This window comes from Formivibrio sp. oc-25 (genome assembly GCF_055810895.1).
Window position 1 is genome coordinate 1 of record NZ_JBVVOL010000017.1, and the last position, 16,674, is coordinate 16,674.

The following is a 16,674-nucleotide window of genomic DNA, read 5'->3' on the forward strand; positions in this document are numbered from 1 at the left end:
GGGTTTTCCTGACCATCGACGGTCTTCATTTCCATCGCGGTATAGAGTTCGGTGAACGGCATCGGCACGGCATTGGCACCCAGCGTATTGAGCATGTCGACATACAGCGGGTTCAGGATGGTGCGCAGCTTCAGGCCCTTGATGTCTTCCAGCTTGGTGATCGCACGCTTGCTGTTGCTGATCGAACGATAACCCTGTTCCATGAAACCCAGACCGACCCAGCCCTTGGCAGGCATGTAGTCCATCAGCTTCTGACCGAACGGGCCATCCAGCACGGCATCGGCCTGCTTGACGTTGGCAAAGGCGAACGGGAAATCGAGTACGACGAATTCAGGAACCGTGCCCACGAGCTGGGCCGGGGACATCATCGAGATTTCGATGGTACCGCCCTGCATGGCGGAAGCAACCTGTTGTTCACCCCCGAGGGTGCCGTTCGGGAAAATCTTGATCTTGATCTTGCCGCCGCTCTTCTTCTCGACGACTTCAACGAATTTCTGCGCGCCCAGGCCTTGCGGGTGATCGATGGCGTTCACGATCGGGAACTTGGCGCTGCGTTCCTTGATATCGGCGGCCAGGCTGGTGCCGGCGGCAAAGATCATGGCGGTGGCCAGTGCGATCGGGGTCAGAACTTTTTTCATTTTCTCTCTCGGTATTGCTGATATGAAAAGAGCCCACCCGCAGCAGGTGGGCCATGGGTTCTGCAGACGTTTGCGAACGTCTGCAGCGTCTCGTTAACGTGGCATCGAACGAATCGACGATGGTCCGCCCGTAGCCGGCAGGCGTTTGCCCGTATCCTTCAGCTTGCCGTTGTTCACGGCATAGACAGCCAGCTGTTTCTCGACATTGAACTGCGCCAGGATGTACTGGTTATCTGCCGTGAACACAACTCCCTGGCCGGCTTCACCGGCAGGCAGGCTGGCTTTCTCAACCAGTTTGCCGTTCCTGTTTTCAAACAGCACCAGCTTTCCCTTGGTGTGGCGACCCGGATTGTCTGCGGTCAGGTTCGAGCCATCCATGCTCTGTGCTGCGACCCAGCGTCCATTGGGCGAGATGGCAACGCCTTCAGGCAGCGATGGCACGCTGACATGATGCACGGCGCGATAGGGGCGCCTGGAGAGATCCACCAGCGTGATCGTGTCGGTATCGGCTGCCAGCCTGCCCTGGTTGCCCGGCAATCCGGCGAGCCCTACGTTGCCGACAATGGCCCATTTGCCAGTGCTGGCCACATCGATGGCATACGGTGCAATGCCGGTACTGATGCGTTCGCGTTGCGTGACGACCTTGTCGCCTTCGATATCAAGCACCATCACACCCTGCTCGTCGCGCAGGGCGACCAATGCGGATTTCCCATCGGGGGTAATGGTAATGCCGGCCAGACGTTTTTCGGCGATCTTCAGCGTGTCCTTGACCGTGACTGTCTTGCCGTCAATGCCGAGCACGATCACGCTGCCGGTTGTGGTGGCGGCCAGCAGCAGATTCCCGGCACGATTGATCGCCAGCCCTTGCGGATGCTGGCCCAGCTCGACCTTGGCGATGACCTGGGCCGGCCTGGTTTCCAGGTCAATGATCTGCAGGTGGTTTTCCAGCAGCAGTTTTTTCTCGGCAGCGTCGTAGCGGCTGGGGGCCGAGACAATTGCCAGTTTCCCGTTCGGCGTAATGGCAGCGGCTTGTGGCGGCCCCTGAATGGCGGCCGCCACATTCACGCTGGCCACCACTTGAGGAGGAAAGTGGCTGGCATCAATGATATCCAGCGTGTCGGACGCCGGGTTTTCCAGAAAGGTATCTTTACCGACAACGCGCTGGTATTTGGCGTCGTTGGTGGAAACGATCAGATCGGCTGGTTTTCCGCTATCGGCCGCTGTGGCGGGCAATGCGATCGCCAGCAAGGCAGAGGCAATGAGACATGGCTTGAAGCGTGTTTTGATTGCTTGGTATTGCATCTTCTCTTCCCTTTATATGGTTGCCACTATACATAGCCAGTCATAAATTGGCCAACTGACCAGACCAATTTTGCCGGCTTTCCCCTGTGGTCAATAGGTATAACCGCCTGATTATTGACCACTCATTCTTTGAATTTCTGCCAGCAGCGCGGCTTCCATCACGGCGTACGGAGCCTGCTCGCAACCGGTATACAGTTCGATCTGGCCGCAGGCCTGATGCACCAGCATGCGCGTGCCATTGATGGTCTGGCAGCCGAGCGCCAGGGCATCACGGATCAGCTTGGTTTCCACCGGAATGAATGCCACGTCCATCACCAGCAGGTGCGCGGCCAGTTTCCCTTCCGCCGGATTGATATCCGGCGCGCGGAAACCTGCGGACGTGGAATTGAGCAGAATTTCGAAATCTTCAGCGTGAAAATCATCGAGACTGCCGCCGAATGCCAGATCGAATTCAGCCGCCAGCGCCTGTCCCTTGTCGGCTGAGCGATTGAAAATCGTGACTTGTGCGCCAGCCTGCCTGGCACCCAGGGCAATGGCGCGCGCGGCACCACCGGCACCCAGCAACGCCAGTTTTTTGCCGCCGAGACAGGTTTTTTCTTGCAGCGCACGAATGGCGCCGATGCAATCGGTGTTGTAACCCGTCAGCCGGCCATCGACATTGTTGATGGTGTTGACTGCCCCGATCCGGCGTGCGGTTTCATCCACTTCGTCCAGAAACGGGATCACCGCCTGCTTGTACGGCATCGAGACATTCATGCCCCGGATGCCCAGCGTGCGGATGGCCTGCACGGCCAGTTCCGGGTTTTCCACACCAAAGCAGACAAAGGTGTAATCCAGCCCAAGTGCCTGGTAGGCCGCGTTGTGGATCTTTACGCCGAGCGAAAACGGCTCGCCCATGATGGAGCCACAGAGAGCGGGAATTGACTTGGGCATGAATGCTCCTGTGATTTGAAACGGTTTGGTTGGCTGTAGGACGGGTTTTAACCCGTCATCGTCTGAGTTCGGAGATGACGGATTGAAGTCCGCCCTACGGCATTGCTCTGATGCTTAACCCGGAATTGGCGTTGGCAGCGCCTGGCCGGCGAAATGCGCCGCCAGGTTGGCATGCGTCAGATCGGCCATGGCCTTGCGGGTCTGATGGGTGCCGCTGGCCATGTGCGGGGTCAGCACCACGTTGTCCATGGTCAGCAGTTCGGCTGGCACATTCGGTTCGTTCGCGAACACATCCAGTCCGGCGCCGGCGATGCGCTTGTCCTGCAGTGCCGCGACCAGATCGGTTTCATTCACCACCGAGCCGCGCGCGATATTGATCAGGTAGCCATCCGGGCCCAGTGCGTTGAGCACTTCGGCATTGACCAGCCCGAGCGTGGACGGGCCGCCATAGGCTGCGACCACCAGGTAATCGACTTCCCTGGCCAGCGTGGCGGCAGAGGGGAAGAAATCGTAGGGCACGCCCGGAATCACGCTGCGATCGGTATAGGCAATCTGCATGTCAAAGGCTTCGGCGCGCTTGGCAATGGTGCGGCCGATACGGCCCAGGCCGATGATGCCGATCTTGCTGCCGCTCACTTTGCGGCTGAACGGAAAGGCACCATTGGACCAGGCGCGGGTGCGCACATGCTGGTCGGCCGGGATGATGCGGCGCGATACCGTCAGGATCAGCGCCATGGCCAAGTCGGCCACATCGTCGGTCAGCACGTTCGGGGTGTGGGTGACGGCGATGCCGCGCTCGCGTGCCGCGGTGACATCGATACCGTCATAGCCGACGCCGAATACCGAAATGATCTCGGCCTTGGGGAATCTGGCCAGCATGTCGCGGGTGAGGACGGTTTCACCATTGGCTACGAGCGCGCGCGCTTGCGGGGCCAACTTTTCCAGTTGTGCCGGATCGTTCTTGTGCAGCTCGTGATGGAAATCGAAGCTGGCATACAGTTGTTCGGTGAGGAAGTTCGGCAGGTAATCAACGGACAAAACAAGTGGTTTCATGAGGTTCAGGCTCCGGGTAAATGTTGTTCAGGGGTCAGCGGGGAGAGGCTCGCAGCGAGGAGGGGCCGCCACGTACAGGCAGGCGGGTGCCGGTGTCCTGCAAGCTGCCGTTGTTCACGGCATACACGGCAATCTGTTGTTCCACATTGAACTGGGCCAGGATGTAGCGGCTATCCGCAGTAAAGATCACGCCTTGTGCTGCAACGCCGGCCGGCAGGCGGGCCACTTCGGTCGCGCCCTTGTCATCCAGTGCAAGCAGCAGCAACTGCCCGTGCGGCTGGCTACCGGGATTGCTTGGTGGCAGGTTGGAACCATCCATGGCCAGCACGGCAATCCAGCGGTTGTCGGGCGAAATGGCTACGCCTTCCGGGATGGATGGCACGGTCAGATGCTGCACGGCACGGAACGGACGTTGCGCCAGGCTTATTAAGGTAGCGCTATCTTGATCGCCCACGCTGATGCCCGGGGCGGGTGGCAGGCCGCCGAGACCGACATTGCCGACGATGGCCCACAAGCCATTGGCGGAAATATCGATCGCATACGGGGCCACGCCGGTGCTGATGCGCTGGCACGGAGTCTCGGCGACCTTGCCGTTTTCAATTGCCAATACCGCCACGCCCTGATCGTCGCGCAGGGTGACCAGTGCAGCGGAATCATCCGGTGTGATCGCCACGCTGGCCAGCCGGCGTTCCGACAATTTGATCTGCTGGCGCACGGTGAGCGTCTTGCCTTCGATGGCCAGAACGACCAGCGTGCCATCGGTGCATGCCACCAGCAGCAGGTCGCCGGCATGATTGATCGCCAGGCCGTGCGGGTGATGGCCGATATCCACTCTGCCGGCCAGGCTGGGAGGTTGCGCTTCCAGATCAACGACTTGAATCGCATTGTCGAGAATTATGCATTTGGCTGCGTAGTTGTAGCGGTTGGTGGCGCCGACGATGGCCAATTTCTGGTCCGGCGTGATCATCACGGCTTGCGGCGGGCCGACGATCGAGGTGTCGACTGCCACCGAAGCCACGATACGTGGCGGGAAATCGGTGGCATCGATGATATCGACCGAATCCGGGGAGACGCCCTCCGGATAGGTGTCGTAACCGGCGACGCGCACATATTTGGCATCGTTGGTCGAGGCGATCAGATCACGTTTGGTTTGAAGTGTTGCTGCCAATGTCTTCTCCGTATCTGGATTGTGCAAGCTGCCAGTTAAGCTATCTGCACTGCGAGATAGCGCTATCTTTGTTGGGCAAATTGAAGACCGCGACATACGTTCAGCATCTGATGCTATGCTTGCGACATATTGCGCGGTCATTCATTGAGATAGCGCTATCTTTGCATCCCGAAATAAAAAGTGCAAGCCCTTATGCAAGAAAACAGGAAAACAGGACGTGCCACCGGTCGGCTGACACTCAAGGATGTGGCGAACAAAGCCGGCGTGAGTCCGATCACTGCCTCGCGCGCGCTGCGCGGCGTGGGCCGGGTCGATCCGGAGCTGGTGGCCCGCGTGCAAGCCGCCGCGGCAGAGCTCAACTATGTGCCTGATCCAGCCGCACGCGCGCTGGCTTCTGCGCGCAGCGCCTCGGTGGCCGTGCTGGTGCCGACACTGACCAATCCGGCCTTTGGCGATCTGCTCGAAGCGATTCATGCCGAACTGTTGCCGGCCGGATTCCAGATCATGGTCGGTGATACCCATTATTCGCGCGAGCAGGAGGAACACCTGCTGCGCAGTTATCTCACTTACCGGCCCAGCGGTCTGATCGTGACCGGTTTCGATCGCAACGAAGAGGCACGGCAATTGATTGCTGGCAGTGGTATCCCCTGCGTGCATGTGCTGGAGCTGGCCAACAGCCCCGGCGTGTACTGCGTGGGTACCAACCAGATCGAAGCCGGCCGGACCATGGTGAATTACCTGCTGGGGCAGGGACGGCGGCGCATCGGTTTCGGTGCGGTGATCGACCCGCGCGCACTGCTGCGTGCCGAAGGCTACCGCCGCGCCATGAAAGAGGCCGGCTTGTATGATCCTTCGCTGGAGTTGCTGAGCGCTGCTCCAGCCTCGATCAAGCTCGGTTCGGAACTGTTCCGCGAGCTGCTGGCGCGCCACCCCGATATCGATGCCTTCTTCTTCTCCAACGATGACCTCGCGCACGGTGCGTTGTTCACGGCATTCCGCAGCGGCATCAAGGTACCGGAACAGATCGCGATCGCCGGCTACAACAACCTGGAAGAAGCAGCGTTCACCATTCCGCCGCTTACCACGATCCATACCTCGCGCTCGGAAATCGGCCGTCGCGCCGCCCGGATGCTGCTGGCGCTGATGCGCGGACAGAAGGTGGAGCAGCCGGTGGTGGATGTGGGGTATGAGCTGGTTGTGCGCGAGAGCGCCTAGAACGGTGCGATCAGGTCCGCAGCGCAGCGCGTGCGGCAGCCAGGATCTGGCGGGTCATGCCTTCGAGCAGTGACGAGGCCGTGCGCGCGTACTGCCAGTGCAACGGGATATCCAGCGGTGTACCGGGAACCAGTTCCACCAGCGAGCCATCCGCCAGATGCGGGGCAACCAGTGCCTCCGGATGCATGCCCCAGCCCATGCCGGCCAATGTGGCCGTAACGAAAGCCTGCGGCGAGGGCAGGGTGTGGCGCGGCAGTTCCACCTCGCGCTGGCACAGGTGCTGTGTCCAGCGTGCCTGCAGGGCATCCTTGGCATTGAAGACCAGACTGGGCGCGCGTGCCAGGCTGTCCGGATCGATACTGATGGGGAAATGCTTCGCCATGAAGGCCGGGCTGGCTACCGCCAGATAGCGCATGGCGCCCAGTGGCAGGCTGTTGCAACCGCTGGTAGGCCGATCGGCAGCGGTAATGGCAGCCAGCACCTTGCCGCTGCGCAACCATTCCGAGGTATGGTCCTGATCGTCGATCGTGACATCCATCAGTACCGGTGCATGGGCGGCGAAGCTCGCCAGCGCCGGGGCAAACCAGGTGGCAAGACTGTCTGCATTCACGGCAATCGGCAGCGTGACCCGAAGGGGGCCATCTGCAGAAAGTGCGGGCATGGCCTCATGCAGTTCCTGTTCGAGCAAACGCACCCTGTCGACATGCTGGCACAGAAGTCGGCCGGTTTCCGTCGCCTGGCAGGGCTGGCCGCGTACCACCAGCGCACATCCCATGCGTTCTTCCAGCAAGCGAATCCGTTGTGAAATGGCCGAGGGCGTGACATTCAGTGTCCGGGCCGCGCGCTCGAAACTGCCTTCGCGGATAACGGCGGACAGGGCAAAAAGCGATGCGTAGTCGAGCATTGAATTAGTTTTTCTTAATCTGATTCAGTAATCGTAGTTTGTCTTCACTGTGCATCGCAAGCAAGATGGGCGCTATTCGTGCCTTTTTCTTCTGGAAGTGAATGCATGTATTTCCCGGTATTTATGCAAGGCCTGTTGTTGAGTTTTGGCTTGATCGTGGCAATCGGTGCGCAAAATGCGTTTGTGCTGCGACAGGGGCTGCGGCGCGAACATGTGGGCAGCATTGTCGCGTTTTGTGCCATGGCCGATGCGCTGCTGATCATGGCTGGCGTTACCGGCATGGCACAGGCATTGGGCGAAAGCCCGGGTCTGGCGCGTGCGCTGGCATTGGCCGGTGCCGCATTTCTGGCCTGCTATGGCTGGCAAGCCTTGCGCCGTGCGTGCCGGCCGCAGGCGCTGCAGGCTGCGCAGGGTGGAGGCGGTCTCGGGCGCCAGGCTGCGCTATTGCAAGCGGCTGCTTTTACGCTGCTGAATCCCCACGTTTATCTGGATACCGTGCTGCTGATGGGCAGCATCGGGGCACAGCAACCCGTATCCCTGCGCACTTCGTTTGTCTTGGGTGCCAGCACCGCCAGCCTGTGCTGGTTCAGTCTGCTGGGGTATGGCGCGCGCTGGCTGGCCCCCTGGTTTGCCCGCCCCCGCGCCTGGCAGGTTCTGGATATGCTGATCGGGCTGACCATGTGGGGCCTGGCGGCCATGCTGGTGCAGCATGTTGTCCGCAATTTTTGAAGCAGGAATAGATCATGTACGTGTCGAAATACCACCAATGGAATGACCAGGCGGCCATCTTTTCCCTGATGGATGCCTATCCGCTCGGTGCCTGGGTTTGTGCGGGGCAGGAGGGGCTTGTCGCCAACCATGTGCCATTCTTTCTGGATCGTACCCGTGGTCCGCTGGGTGCCCTGATCGGCCATGTTTCACGTGCCAATCCTGTCTGGCGCCAACTGCAGGGCGATAGCGCCTCGGTGGTGATGTTTCAGGGGCCGCAGGCATACATCACGCCGGGCTGGTATCCGGGCAAGGCCGAGCATGGCAAGGTTGTACCGACCTGGAACTATGCGGTGGCGCATGTCCATGGCGTGGCGCGCGTCCGGGATGACCGGGACTGGCTGCTGGACATGCTGAACCGGCTGGTAAGCGTGCATGAATCCAGCCAGCCCATGCCGTGGCAGGTGAGCGATGCTCCGGTCGATTATCTCGACAAGCTGCTGGCAGCGATTGTGGGAATCGAGATACCCATCGACCGACTGGAAGGCAAGCTCAAGGCCAGTCAGGATGAGGATTGGCAGGATAGACTCGGCACCGTGAATGGCCTGCAGCAGATGCCGGGGGAGCAAGCCCGCCAGATGGCCGATCTTGTCAGAGCCTGTTTATGATCTTGCTGTGAAGCCGTGATCGAGGCGCATGCGCTGCAAGATGGAGAACGATGCGGGCAAGCACGCTTTTTCTGCGATCTGTCGATGGAGCCTGAAAATTGAAAAGCAACCTGTTCGATGCCTTGCCCCTGCCGGGTAGCAATGCTGAGGTCTTCGATGAACTTTTGTCGCGTGATGGCGTACGCATCGAGCGCATTGTTTCCACCGGCCAATCCAGCCCGCCCGGTTTCTGGTACGACCAGCCGCAGGGAGAGTGGGTGATCGTGCTGGCAGGGCAGGCCCGACTGGGTTTTGCCGAGCCGGCGCATGAAGTCGAAATGAGCGCGGGCGATTACCTGAATATCCCGCCGCATGTGCGGCATCGGGTCGAATGGACCGATCCCGATCAGCCGACCGTATGGCTGGCGGTGCATTATCCTGCCGATTGATCTTCAGGCTGCTTTCACGCGATACCGAGCTGCATCGGTCTTGCAGGTGCCGCCTGATTGAATTGCGGGAGCATGACCACACTGGCTGCAGCCTGGCGCACGGATTCCGGCAGCAATTTTTCGCCTTCGCCACTGCAGCGCTGGCGAATGGCCGGATCAAGCTGCCTGAGCCAGCGAGCCGGCAGCGCGTTCATGCCGTAATGCGCGCCTGCAAGCATGCCGGCAATCGCGCCGGTGGTGTCGGCATCGCCGCCACGGTTTACCACTTCCACCAGGCAATCCTCGAACGTATCCGTATCAAAGAATGATTGCAGTACCGCGATCACCGTGTGCACGACATATCCCGACGGGTATTCGCAACGCTTGGGGCGGAAGGTGAATTCGGGGTGCGATCGGGCAAACGGATGCGCGATCCGGTTGAGCAGATGGCGCTTGTCCGCACCGGCGAGTGCAGCATGGATCAGATGCATGAACAATATTCCGGCGGCATCCGAGAGCGCATTGTTATGGGTGACATGCGCCTGCGCGCGCCAGCCGGCCTCAATGCATGCCGCCTCGGCCCCGTAGGTGGCCAGGGCAACCGGCAGGCAGCGCATCAGCGCGCCATTGCCAGCGGCTTCTGTCGAAGGTGCGACAACCGGTTCGCCTTTTAGCCGGAAGTGGACAATGCCGCGGCGCACCGTGTTGCCGATATCCACCGGACGGTTGCGCATCCAGCCATCGAAGGCTTTCGCACACGCCAGCGCGCTGATCTCGCCATGGTTTTGCAGAATGGCATCCGAGAGTGCCAGCATCATGCCGGTGTCGTCCGTGATCTGGCCCGGCTTCAGGTTGAGCCAGCCGCCACCGCAGATCTCATGATGAAAACCATGCTGGCTACGGATTTCCTTGGGGGTCATGAATTCCACCGTGGCACCCAGGGCATCGCCCAGTGCCACACCCAGCATGGCGGCATTGGCGCGGGTGGCAACGGTAAGCGGAATGGCAGAATGGAATTTCAGCACGATAGGCGCTCCTGGGCCAGGGTGTTTGCAGTGCAGCAAAAATCATGCCTTGTTATCAATGCGCAACACAGCCAGGCCAAAGCAGCCCTTGATCATTCTGAAATGAAGACAGTGTTTGTTTCCGTCAGCTGCACGTCATAGACTTACCCTCTGCCAAAACGCTGCTGAAGCTGATCATGACTGAACAAGATACCTTGGCTGCCAAGCCGCGCGTGCTGGTGGTCGACGATTCCCGCATCGTGCGTGCCTTGGTGCGCAAGCATCTGGCCAATGATTACGACATCGTGGAAGAGGCCGACGGCGAGGCAGCCTGGCGCAGATTGCAGTCTGATCCCTCGATCCAGTTGCTGGTTTCCGATCTGTCGATGCCGCAGCTTGATGGCATGGGCCTGATTCGCCGTTTGCGCGAATGCACTACCGCGCAGTTGCGAGCCTTGCCCGTGATCGTGATATCCGGGGAGGAAGACGAGGCCACCCGGCAACAATGCGTGGCGGCCGGCGCCAACGATTTCATCACCAAATCCACGGATCAGACCGAGATGCAGGCGCGGGTCAAGGCCAATCTTGAGCTGGCCGCGACCCGGCGCGAGCTGGAACAGGCAAAAGCCTTGCAGGCACAGACTGCTACGACGGATGCCGCGACTGGCGCCGCGACTTCGCATCTACTGAATTTGCAACTCGAGCAGGCACTGGCTTTGGCACAGCGCCACGGCGGCGAGGTAACGCTGGTCCTGATCGAAATCGATCATTTCCAGCCACTGGCGCAACGGTTGGGCGAGCGGCTATCGACGCAATTGCTCAACCTCCTGGCCAAGCTGATTGCCGGCAAATTGCGGCGCGAAGATACCTTTGCCCGGCTGGACGGTGCTTTGTTCGCCGTGATCTCGCCCGCGTCTTCGCTGGGGGGCGTGCGCATCATGGCCGAGCGCTTGCGCCAGGCAGTGGATCATGCCCGGGTCAATTTCCGCGATGAGCAGTTGCATGTCACGGCCAGTTTTGCCCTGGCGAATTCGTTCTGCGATCAGACCGATACGGCAGAGAGTTTGATCGCGGCAGCCGTGTCACGCCTGCGCGTGATGCCTGGCGAGAATCGCCTGCTGATGCCGGATCACCAAGGCGACAGGGCAAGACCACTCTCGCTGACCGAAGCCATGGCGCTGCTGCAGCAAGGCCGGCAGGATGCATTGCGGCCGCATTTGCCGGCCTTGCTGGCAGGTTTGCTGCCACTGCTGGAGCTTGCCAATGACGAGATGAAGCTGGGGTGGGCGCTGGAAAATCTGCGCAGCGCTGAAGAACGTTGATGTACAAACAGTCGAATAAAAAGCGGGTGGCATTTGCCACCCGCTTTTTTACAGCCCGAACCGGTTGGTGATCGGCATGCGCCAATCCTTGCCGAAGGCGCGATGCGTAACACGCGGGCCGACCGGAGCCTGGCGGCGCTTGTATTCGTTGATGCGCAAGAGGCGAACCACGCGATCCACGTCCGCCTGCATGTAGCCCATGGCCACGATTTCGGCGCGGCTGTGGTTCTCCTCGACATAGGCCTGCAGGATGGCATCGAGCACATCGTAGGGCGGCAGCGAATCCTGGTCTTTCTGGTCCGGGCGCAATTCAGCCGAAGGCGGGCGGGTGATGATGCGCTCGGGAATGATGTCGCTCACGGTGTTGCGCCAGGTGCACAGGCGGTAGACCAGTGTCTTGGCCACATCCTTGAGTACGGCAAAACCGCCGGCCATGTCGCCGTAGAGCGTGGCGTAGCCGGTGGTCATTTCCGACTTGTTGCCGGTGGTCAGCACCAGGCTGCCGCTCTTGTTCGACATCGCCATCAGCAAGGTGCCACGGATGCGGCTTTGCAGGTTTTCTTCCGTGGTATCCATGGCCAACCCTTCGAATTGCGGTGCCAGCCCGCCCATGAAGGCTTCGTACATCGGCCAGATTTCAATTTCGGAATAGCGGCAGCCGAGACGGGCGATCATGTCGCGCGAATCGGTCACGGAAATATCGGCGGTATAGCGCGAAGGCATCATCACGGCATGCACCTTGTCGGCGCCGAGTGCATCGCAGGCAATCGCCAGCGTCAGTGCGGAATCGATGCCACCCGAGAGGCCGAGCAACACGCCGGGGAAACGGTTCTTGCCGATGTAATCGCGCACGCCGGTTACCAGCGCCTGATACACGCTGGCTTCTTCATCCAGATCTGAGGCGATGGGACCGGGTTGCAGGTCGCCATCGGCATAATCGACATAGCCGATCGTGGTTTCGAAAGCCGGGAGCTGGAATACCAGCTCGCCGTGCTGGTTGAGCGCGAACGAGTTGCCATCGAACACCAGTTCGTCCTGTCCGCCGACCAGGTTGCAGTAGACCAGCGGAATGCCGTTTTCCTCCACGCGGTCGGCGGCAACCTGATGACGCGTGCTCTGCTTGGCCTTGTGGTAGGGCGAGGCATTGAGCACCAGCAGCAAGCGCGCACCTTCATCGACGGCGGCAGACGCCGGATCGACATCCCAGATATCTTCGCAGATGGCCACGCCGATCTTCACGCCATCCTGTTCGAACACCAGCGGCGAGATGCCGGGCTGGAAATAGCGCACTTCGTCGAACACGGTATCGTTGGGCAGCAGCATCTTTTCATAGCGGCCGAGGATGTGGCCATCGCGGATTACCACGGCCGAGTTGAAGCATTCCCGCGCATCGCCGAACGGATAGCCGACCACCAGCGTGATGCCGTCGACTTCGTCGATCAGCCGGCCGATCATCTTGCGGCATTCGGCCAGGAAGGCTGGACGCAGCAGCAGGTCTTCCGGCGGGTAACCGGTCAGCGCGAGTTCGGGGGTGAGCAGGATATTGGCGCCGGCTTCACGCGCTTCGCGCGCGGCAGCCAGGATCAGTTCGGTATTGCCGGCCAAATCGCCGACGGTGGGATTGATCTGGGCAAGTGCGATTTTCATGGTTCGGGCCAGAAAGTGGCGAAAAGCCAATTCTAACCCGGATGCCGCAGGTCGGGTCAGCAGCGTGCCCGCACCTTTTTCACGACAGTTGCGATCAGGTCCGCGCCCAGGCAATCGATCTCGTCGCAATCTTCCATGCCGCGCAGCCAGGTCAACTGGCGCTTGGCAAGCTGGCGCGTGGCGGCGATGCCTTTCTCGCGTAGTTCGGCTTGGCTGATCAGTCCGTCGAGGTATTCCCAGGTCTGGCGGTAGCCCACACAGCGCATCGAAGGCAATTCCGGATGCAGCACGTAACGTTCGCGCAGCCTGCGTACTTCGTCGATCAGGCCCTGCTGCAGCATCTGGTCAAAGCGCTGTGCAATCCGATCATGCAGTACGGCGCGATCAGATGGCACCAGTGCGAGCTTGGTGATGGCATAGGGCAGCGGTTCGAGGGTCGATTCCGCCAGCAGGGCGCTCATCGGCTTGCCGGCCAGCAGGCAGACTTCCAGTGCGCGGCCGATGCGCTGCGAATCGTTCGGCTTCAGTCTGGCTGCGGTCACCGGATCAAGCACGGCCAGCCTGGCGTGCATGGCTGGCCAGCCCATAGAGGCTGCTTCGGCTTCCAATTGCAGTCGCAGTGCCGGGTCGGCCTGAGGCAGGTCGTGGATGCCGTGCTGCAGTGTGTTGAAATAGAGCATGGTGCCGCCCACCAGCACCGGCAGCCTGCCGCGCGCGGTGATGTCGGCCATCAGGCGCAGGGCATCGGTGCGGAACTGCGCGGCGGAATAAGCCTCGATCGGACTGATGATGTCGATCAGGTGGTGCGGCGCGCGCGCCAGCGTTTCGGCATCGGGCTTGGCGGTACCGATATCCATGTCGCGGAATACCAGCGCGGAATCGACCGAGATCAGCTCGACCGGCAAGCCGGCCTCGATCAATGCGATGGCGCTGGCGGTCTTGCCGCTTGCGGTCGGGCCCATCAGGAATATGGCGGGGGGCAGGGCGGTCATGGGCGAAATACCAGGGTGGCGTTGAACCAGGCAATGGCCAGCGATGCCAGGATTGCCGGCACGAAAGCCATCCCGCCGATGATCGGCAACAGGCTGGCCAGGCAAAGCGCGAAGCCGACCAGACCCAGCAATCCGCTCACGAAGCCGCGCAGCAGGCGCAAGGTGGCGGCCGGGCCGCTGCGGGCGAGCGTAAAGGCCGGCATCACGGAACCGGCAACGGGGAAGGCGGCAAGCAGCCCGGTCCATTGCGTGCCGAGTTGTGCCGATACGCTGGTCAGCCCGAATACCAGCGCGAACGCGGCAGCGATGCGGGCCAGCAGTTCGATGCGCGGCATGGGCGCGGCGGCGATGGTGCCGACCGGGCGGGGCAGCAGAAAACCGACGGCCAGCAGGCAAAACGTGGCACCGCCCGCCAGCAGCCAGTAGGGCAGGCTGATCTCGCGGCACAGCCACGCGGCGAGCATGAAGGTGATCCAGCCTGCCAACAGGCAAGTCAGCCAGTGGCAACGCCGCGCCAGCCGGGCGAACACCCACAGGTAGGCAGCCAGCGGCGCGAGCCCGATCGGCAGCATCCAGGCCACTTCGCTGGCGTAGGCTGCACCGTGCTCCAGCCACAGCACAGCCACGATCGGGCCGGCAATCACCGGCAGACCCGAGAGCAAGCCGGCCAGTGCCGGGCCCCAGCGCTTGCCAGCGAGACTCGCACCGCCGACCAGCAGTGGCGCACCGATCAATTTCACCGCAAGCGCCAGCATCACTTGCCCCGCATGAAGAGTTTGTCGATATCTGTGAGCGAAAGCCGGAACCAGGTCGGGCGACCGTGGTTGCATTGGCCGGAACGCTCGGTGGCTTCCATCTCGCGCAGCAGCGCATTCATTTCCGGGATGCTGAGGATGCGGTTGGCGCGCACCGAGCCATGACAGGCCATGCTGGCCAGCACTTCATTACGGCGGCTGTCGAGCGTCTGGCTGCTGCCCACGCCGCGCAGATCGGCCAGCACGGCTTGCACCAGTTCCACCGGATCGGCATCGCGCAGCATCTGCGGCAGGGCGCGGATGGCAAGCTGCGTGGGCGATTGCACGCTGATTTCAAAGCCGAGTTGCAACAGCGCCTCGCCGTGGTCTTCCACCGTGGCGACATCGTGCCTGTCCGCCGCGAATACATGCGGAATCAGCAGCGCCTGGCGCGGCAATTCCTGTGCGTCGATCTGCGTTTTTAGCTTTTCGTACACCACGCGTTCGTGCGCGGCGTGCATGTCGACCACAATCAGCCCGTCGGCATTCTGCGCCAGGATATAGATGCCATGCAGTTGCGCCAGTGCAAAACCCAGGGGCGGCAGGCCTTCCGTGGCAGCTTGCGGCAGACAGCTCTCGGTAGCCGATGGCGCGAAGTCTGGTCTGGCTTGCGGTGCCATGCTTGGCCGGGAATCGGCAACGGCTGGCGGAGCGGGCTGGCGCAGGTCACCGAACATGCGCTCGTAATAGGCCATCGATTCCTGCGCGGCAGGCAGCGGCATCGGCTGCTGGCGGTAGGCCATTTCGGCATAGCTGCGCGGCGAGGAGGCTTGCGGCGGTGGCAGAATGATCGGTGTGGCCTGTGTGGCCGGGCGCTGGATTTCGCCGGTTTCCATATCCACCTCGGCCGCCGGTTGCAGGCCGGCCTTCGCCCCCGAGAGTGCCTTGGTTAACGCGGTAAGCAGGAAGCGATACAGCGCCTGCGATTCGCGAAAGCGCACTTCGATCTTGGTCGGGTGGACGTTGACATCGACCCCTTCGGGATCAAGCTCCAGAAACAGGCAGTAGGCCGGATGGCGCTCATGGTGCAGCACATCGCGGTAGGCTTCGCGCAGCGCATGCTGCACCACCTTGTCGCGCACGAAGCGGCCATTCACAAAGAAATACTGGCCATCGCGGCTGGATTTGCCCAAGGTGGGCGAACCGGCCAGGCCATGAAGACGCAGGCTGCCGACGCCTTCATCCAGCGCAATGGCGCTTTTCACGAATTCCTCGCCCAGAATGGCGGCGGCACGGCGCGCCAGATCACCGCGCAGCAGGCGTGCCTGGGCACGGCTGTTGTGGGTGAGGGCAAAATGGATGTGCGGGTGAGCCAGCGCAATGCGCTTGACCATGTCATCGCAATGCGCGAATTCGGTCGATTCGGATTTCAGGAACTTGCGCCGGGCCGGCGTCTGGTAATACAGATCATGCACTTCAACCGTGGTGCCTGCGGCCAGTGCGGCGGGTTGCGGTTCGTGCAGCTTGCCGTGGTCAACCTCGATGCGCCAGGCATGGTTGCCGGATTCATGGCGGCTGGTCAGCGCCAGGCGTGATACCGAGGCAATGCTGGCCAATCCTTCGCCCCGAAACCCGAGCGTAGCCACGCGGCCCAGATCGTCGAAATCGCGGATCTTGCTGGTGGCATGCCGATGCAGCGCCAGATGCAGATCCTCGTGCTCGATGCCGCAGCCATCGTCGATCACCTTGATCAGCTTGGTGCCGCCCGCCTGCAGTTCGACCTGAATGCTCTGGCTGCCGGCATCCACGCTGTTTTCCAGCAGCTCCTTCAGCGCGGAAGCAGGGCGCTCGACCACCTCGCCTGCAGCGATCTGGTTGACGAGATGATCCGGGAGAAGATGAATGCGGGGCATGGCGGTGTGGCAGCCTGGATGAAGCGGAAATGGCTGCCAAGTATAACAGCCGGATGCACGGATTCG

Annotated in this window: 16 protein-coding genes; 5 read left to right on the forward strand and 11 right to left on the reverse strand. The window is 61.4% G+C overall.

Annotated features, from left to right (window positions below):
- The 5 genes from AC0KVQ_RS11610 to AC0KVQ_RS11630 form a co-directional block, all read right to left on the reverse strand.
- Positions 1 to 638: DctP family TRAP transporter solute-binding subunit (locus AC0KVQ_RS11610; protein ID WP_473421321.1), on the reverse strand; the 638-nt coding region annotated here is incomplete at its 3' end.
- Between the two features lie 93 nt (positions 639 to 731).
- A complete protein-coding gene (locus AC0KVQ_RS11615) occupies positions 732 to 1,940 on the reverse strand; it encodes a YncE family protein (RefSeq protein WP_473421322.1) in 1,209 nt (402 codons plus the stop codon).
- Between the two features lie 111 nt (positions 1,941 to 2,051).
- Positions 2,052 to 2,873 (reverse strand): shikimate dehydrogenase, encoded by an 822-nt coding sequence (gene aroE, locus AC0KVQ_RS11620; RefSeq protein WP_473421323.1) that lies wholly within the window; start codon positions 2,871 to 2,873, stop codon positions 2,052 to 2,054.
- Positions 2,874 to 2,987: 114 nt separating this feature from the next.
- On the reverse strand, positions 2,988 to 3,926 hold the full coding sequence (locus tag AC0KVQ_RS11625; RefSeq protein ID WP_473421324.1) for a 2-hydroxyacid dehydrogenase: 939 nt from the start codon (positions 3,924 to 3,926) through the stop codon (positions 2,988 to 2,990).
- Positions 3,927 to 3,960: 34 nt separating this feature from the next.
- Positions 3,961 to 5,094: a hypothetical protein gene (locus AC0KVQ_RS11630; RefSeq protein WP_473421325.1), complete on the reverse strand. Its 1,134-nt coding sequence runs from the start codon at positions 5,092 to 5,094 to the stop codon at positions 3,961 to 3,963.
- A gap of 192 nt (positions 5,095 to 5,286) precedes the next feature.
- Here AC0KVQ_RS11630 and gntR point away from each other — a divergent pair, with 192 nt between their 5' ends.
- Entirely contained in the window at positions 5,287 to 6,309 is a 1,023-nt protein-coding gene (gene gntR / locus AC0KVQ_RS11635; RefSeq protein WP_473421326.1) for an HTH-type transcriptional regulator GntR, read from the forward strand.
- Between the two features lie 10 nt (positions 6,310 to 6,319).
- Here the strand turns inward: gntR and AC0KVQ_RS11640 are convergent, their stop codons facing one another.
- Positions 6,320 to 7,213, reverse strand: a complete 894-nt coding sequence (locus AC0KVQ_RS11640; protein WP_473421327.1) for a LysR family transcriptional regulator ArgP — start codon at positions 7,211 to 7,213, stop codon at positions 6,320 to 6,322.
- 105 nt (positions 7,214 to 7,318) lie between these two features.
- Between AC0KVQ_RS11640 and AC0KVQ_RS11645 the strand changes: the two genes are divergently transcribed.
- The 3 genes from AC0KVQ_RS11645 to AC0KVQ_RS11655 all read left to right on the forward strand — a co-directional run bounded on the left by AC0KVQ_RS11645 (position 7,319) and on the right by AC0KVQ_RS11655 (position 9,017).
- A complete protein-coding gene (locus tag AC0KVQ_RS11645) occupies positions 7,319 to 7,942 on the forward strand; it encodes a LysE/ArgO family amino acid transporter (RefSeq protein WP_473421328.1) in 624 nt (207 codons plus the stop codon).
- Between the two features lie 14 nt (positions 7,943 to 7,956).
- The gene (locus tag AC0KVQ_RS11650; protein ID WP_473421329.1) at positions 7,957 to 8,589 is read left to right on the forward strand and encodes an FMN-binding negative transcriptional regulator; all 633 of its coding nucleotides are present in this window, start codon (positions 7,957 to 7,959) and stop codon (positions 8,587 to 8,589) included.
- Positions 8,590 to 8,687: 98 nt separating this feature from the next.
- Positions 8,688 to 9,017 (forward strand): cupin domain-containing protein, encoded by a 330-nt coding sequence (locus AC0KVQ_RS11655; RefSeq protein WP_473421330.1) that lies wholly within the window; start codon positions 8,688 to 8,690, stop codon positions 9,015 to 9,017.
- Positions 9,018 to 9,031: 14 nt separating this feature from the next.
- Here AC0KVQ_RS11655 and draG read toward each other — a convergent pair whose 3' ends face one another.
- Complete coding sequence (gene draG / locus AC0KVQ_RS11660; protein ID WP_473421331.1) at positions 9,032 to 10,021, reverse strand: ADP-ribosyl-[dinitrogen reductase] hydrolase; 990 nt, start codon at positions 10,019 to 10,021, stop codon at positions 9,032 to 9,034.
- Positions 10,022 to 10,197: 176 nt separating this feature from the next.
- On the opposite strand from draG, the gene AC0KVQ_RS11665 reads away from it, so the two are divergent.
- Positions 10,198 to 11,322: a GGDEF domain-containing response regulator gene (locus tag AC0KVQ_RS11665; RefSeq protein ID WP_473421332.1), complete on the forward strand. Its 1,125-nt coding sequence runs from the start codon at positions 10,198 to 10,200 to the stop codon at positions 11,320 to 11,322.
- A 48-nt stretch (positions 11,323 to 11,370) separates the two neighbouring features.
- On the opposite strand, the gene AC0KVQ_RS11670 is transcribed toward AC0KVQ_RS11665, so the two are convergent.
- The 4 genes from AC0KVQ_RS11670 to mutL are packed head-to-tail and all read right to left on the reverse strand — an operon-like array spanning position 11,371 to position 16,608.
- Positions 11,371 to 12,969: an NAD+ synthase gene (locus AC0KVQ_RS11670; RefSeq protein WP_473421333.1), complete on the reverse strand. Its 1,599-nt coding sequence runs from the start codon at positions 12,967 to 12,969 to the stop codon at positions 11,371 to 11,373.
- Positions 12,970 to 13,025: 56 nt separating this feature from the next.
- Entirely contained in the window at positions 13,026 to 13,961 is a 936-nt protein-coding gene (gene miaA / locus AC0KVQ_RS11675; RefSeq protein WP_473421334.1) for a tRNA (adenosine(37)-N6)-dimethylallyltransferase MiaA, read from the reverse strand.
- Entirely contained in the window at positions 13,958 to 14,716 is a 759-nt protein-coding gene (locus tag AC0KVQ_RS11680) for a hypothetical protein (RefSeq protein WP_473421335.1), read from the reverse strand. The genes miaA and AC0KVQ_RS11680 overlap by 4 nt, the downstream gene beginning before the upstream one ends.
- Positions 14,716 to 16,608, reverse strand: a complete 1,893-nt coding sequence (gene mutL, locus AC0KVQ_RS11685) for a DNA mismatch repair endonuclease MutL (RefSeq protein WP_473421336.1) — start codon at positions 16,606 to 16,608, stop codon at positions 14,716 to 14,718. Before mutL ends, AC0KVQ_RS11680 begins: the two co-directional genes overlap by 1 nt.
- Between the last annotated feature and the right edge of the window lie 66 nt (positions 16,609 to 16,674).

What these genes read in the sequence shown, in the direction of transcription:
- AC0KVQ_RS11625 (WP_473421324.1), bottom strand. Translation starts at nt 3,926, where the DNA reads ATGAAACCACTTGTTTTGTCCGTTGATTACCTGCCGAACTTCCTCACC.
- AC0KVQ_RS11670 (WP_473421333.1), bottom strand. Translation starts at nt 12,969, where the DNA reads ATGAAAATCGCACTTGCCCAGATCAATCCCACCGTCGGCGATTTGGCC.
- AC0KVQ_RS11650 (WP_473421329.1), top strand. Translation starts at nt 7,957, where the DNA reads ATGTACGTGTCGAAATACCACCAATGGAATGACCAGGCGGCCATCTTT.
- gntR (WP_473421326.1), top strand. Translation starts at nt 5,287, where the DNA reads ATGCAAGAAAACAGGAAAACAGGACGTGCCACCGGTCGGCTGACACTC.
- mutL (WP_473421336.1), bottom strand. Translation starts at nt 16,608, where the DNA reads ATGCCCCGCATTCATCTTCTCCCGGATCATCTCGTCAACCAGATCGCT.
- aroE (WP_473421323.1), bottom strand. Translation starts at nt 2,873, where the DNA reads ATGCCCAAGTCAATTCCCGCTCTCTGTGGCTCCATCATGGGCGAGCCG.
- AC0KVQ_RS11665 (WP_473421332.1), top strand. Translation starts at nt 10,198, where the DNA reads ATGACTGAACAAGATACCTTGGCTGCCAAGCCGCGCGTGCTGGTGGTC.
- AC0KVQ_RS11640 (WP_473421327.1), bottom strand. Translation starts at nt 7,213, where the DNA reads ATGCTCGACTACGCATCGCTTTTTGCCCTGTCCGCCGTTATCCGCGAA.
- AC0KVQ_RS11645 (WP_473421328.1), top strand. Translation starts at nt 7,319, where the DNA reads ATGTATTTCCCGGTATTTATGCAAGGCCTGTTGTTGAGTTTTGGCTTG.
- miaA (WP_473421334.1), bottom strand. Translation starts at nt 13,961, where the DNA reads ATGACCGCCCTGCCCCCCGCCATATTCCTGATGGGCCCGACCGCAAGC.
- AC0KVQ_RS11615 (WP_473421322.1), bottom strand. Translation starts at nt 1,940, where the DNA reads ATGCAATACCAAGCAATCAAAACACGCTTCAAGCCATGTCTCATTGCC.
- AC0KVQ_RS11680 (WP_473421335.1), bottom strand. Translation starts at nt 14,716, where the DNA reads ATGCTGGCGCTTGCGGTGAAATTGATCGGTGCGCCACTGCTGGTCGGC.